This is a genomic window from Micrococcus sp. HMSC31B01, assembly GCF_001816085.1.
GTDB lineage: Bacteria > Actinomycetota > Actinomycetes > Actinomycetales > Micrococcaceae > Micrococcus > Micrococcus luteus.
In genome coordinates this window covers 1-2823 of sequence record NZ_KV825190.1, presented here as the reverse complement: position 1 = coordinate 2823, position 2823 = coordinate 1, and the positions used below count along the sequence as shown (strand labels likewise).

General features: G+C 71.8%; 2 protein-coding genes. Both read left to right on the top strand.

Annotation, left to right across the window (positions count from 1 at the left end):
* The first annotated feature begins 34 nt into the window (after positions 1-34).
* Positions 35-931 (top strand): HAD family hydrolase, encoded by an 897-nt coding sequence (locus HMPREF3105_RS07820; RefSeq protein ID WP_049146689.1) that lies wholly within the window; start codon positions 35-37, stop codon positions 929-931.
* A 131-nt stretch (positions 932-1062) separates the two neighbouring features.
* The gene (gene poxB / locus HMPREF3105_RS07815; protein ID WP_041102769.1) at positions 1063-2778 is read left to right on the top strand and encodes a ubiquinone-dependent pyruvate dehydrogenase; all 1716 of its coding nucleotides are present in this window, start codon (positions 1063-1065) and stop codon (positions 2776-2778) included.
* Positions 2779-2823 lie beyond the last annotated feature (45 nt).

Sequence of the window (2823 nt, the reverse complement as noted above, 5' to 3'; positions counted from 1 at the left end):
CAACGTCATGCCCTCCTACACCTAGGGTGGGGGCATGCGCACTTCCTCCCCGATAGGACTCCTGCTGGACGTGGACGCCCCCGTGGCCTCCACCGAGACCCGGACCGTGCCGGAGGGGATCATCGACGTGCTCGTCCGTCTCGCGAGGCGCGGGGTGCCGGTCGGCTTCAACACGGGCCGCTCCACGGACTTCCTCCTGCACAACCTGATCGCCCCGCTGCGCGACGCGGGCCTCCCGGACGACGCTCCCTTCCACGCGATCTGCGAGAAGGGCGCCGTGTGGTTCCCGTTCTCCGCGGTGCCCTCCGGGGACCTGCCCGACGTCACCGTGGACGGCACCGCCCCGGACTGGCTCCGCACCGACCCGGACATGGCCATCGACGCGGACACCCGTGACGCGATCTGGGCCCTCAACGATGAGCGCGCCGGGGACCTGCAGTTCACCGACCGCACCAAGCTGGCCATGGTCTCCCTCGAGAAGACGGTCGGCGCCGACCAGACGGAGTACGAGCGGGTGCGCGACGACGTCGCCGCGGGCGTCGAGGATCTGCTCGCCGAGCGCGGACTCGCCGAGGAGGTGCGCGTGGCCCCCTCGGTGATCTCGGTGGACGTCGAGCACCGCTCCTCCGGCAAGGACCTGGGCGTCGAGCGCTGCTTCGACCTGCTGGCGGAGGCGGGCACCCCGGTGCCCGAACGCTGGCTCACCGCGGGCGACTCGCGCAGCGACTACGCCATGGCCGACCGGCTGCACGAGCGCGGACTCGCCGTGGAGCACATGGACGTGCGGCCCGCCGACGGCGTCCCCGAGAAGCCCTACGGCGTGGTGACGGCGGCGATCCTCGCCGAACGCGGCATCGGCGACGCCGACGACGTCCACGAGCGGGCGGGCGAGTCCCTGCTGCGCTGGGTGGAGCGCGACCTGCTGCGCTGACCAGGCCGGACGCCCCCTCTGCGGACGGCCGACCCTCCCCGGGCCTGGACCTCGACCCCTAGCGTGGAAGGCAATGCCGCGCCCCTGCCGAAACCGGCCCGGGCGCCTCCCGACCAGAGAGAGGTTCCACCGTGGCCACCGTCGCCCAGAACATCGTCGAGACCCTCCACGCCTCGGGCGTGCGCCGCATGTACGGCGTGCCCGGGGACTCCCTCAACGGGCTGACCGAGGCCCTGCGCTCCCACGGCGGCATCCAGTGGGTGCACACCCGGCACGAGGAGACCGCGGCCTTCGCGGCCTCCGCCGAGTCCCAGCTCACGGATGAGCTCGCGGTCTGCGTGGGCTCGTGCGGTCCGGGCAACCTCCACCTGATCAACGGCCTGTTCGACGCCCAGCGCTCCCGCACTCCGGTGCTCGCGATCGCCGCGCACATCCCGTCGGAGGAGATCGGCTCGGGCTACTTCCAGGAGACCCATCCGCAGGACCTGTTCCGCGAGTGCTCCGTCTACGTGGAGCACGTCTCCTCGGCGGACCAGATGCCCCGCATGCTGCGCACCGCGATGCGGGCCGCCGTCGAGCAGCGGGGCGTGGCCGTGCTCGTGATCCCGGGCGACGTGGCCCTCACCGAGCTCTCCGCGAAGCCCGAGGTGATCCGTCACACGCCGTCCCGCGTCATCCCGGCGGACTCCGTGCTGCGCGAGGCCGCCGAGGCCCTGGACTCGTCCAAGCGGATCACCATCCTGGCCGGCGCGGGTGCGGCCGGCGCCCACGACGAGGTCGTGGCCCTGGCGGAGCGCCTGCAGGCCCCGATCGTCCACGCGCTGCGCGGCAAGGACCGGATCGAGTACGACAACCCGTATGACGTCGGCTTGACCGGCCTGCTCGGCTTCGCCTCCGGCTACCACGCGCTCAAGGAGGCCGAGACTCTGCTGATCCTCGGCTCCTCCCTGCCGTACCGGCAGTTCTACCCCGAGGACGCCACGGTCATCCAGGTGGACGTGCGCGGCGAGCAGATCGGCCGACGGGTGGCCGTGGACGTGCCGCTCGTGGGCGGCGTGAAGGAGACGGCCCAGGCCCTGCTGCCGCTGCTGCGCGGGAACTCGTCGTCGGCGTTCCTGGACAAGGCGCTCAAGCACTACGCCAAGACCCGCAAGGACCTCGACCAGCTGGCCTCCCCGGGACGCGGACGCGTGCATCCGCAGTACGTGGCCCGCCTCCTCGACGAGCTGGCCGACGACGACGTGGTGTTCCTGCCCGACGTCGGCTCCCCGGTGGTCTGGGCCTCCCGGTACCTGACGATGAACGGGCGCCGCCGGATCATCGGCTCCCTGTCCCACGGCTCCATGGCCAACGCGGTCACGCAGGCGGTCGGCGCCCAGGCGGTCGACCCCACCCGCCAGGTGGTGGCGATGGCCGGCGACGGCGGGTTGGCCATGATGCTCGGCGAGCTGCTGTCGTTCGTGCAGAACGACCTGCCCGTGAAGACGCTCGTGTTCGACAACGACTCGCTGAACTTCGTGGAGCTCGAGATGATGGCCGCCGGGTTCGTCCCCTTCGGGACGGACCTGCAGAACCCGGACTTCGCGGCGATCGCGGAGGCAGCCGGCATCAAGGGCTTCCGCGCGGACCACACGACGGACCTGCCTGCGGTGATGCGCGAGTTCCTCGCCCACGACGGGCCTGCGCTGCTGGTGGTCAAGACCGAGCGTCAGGAGCTGACGATCCCGCCGAGCATCGAGTTCGAGCAGGCCAAGGGCTTCGCGCTCTACGCCATGCGCACCGTCCTCGACGGCAAGGGCACCAAGCTGCTCGACCTCGCGAAGGCGAACCTGCGCCAGCTGTTCTGACCTGCCGCGCACGACGACGGCCCGGACGCTGGCGGCGTCCGGGCC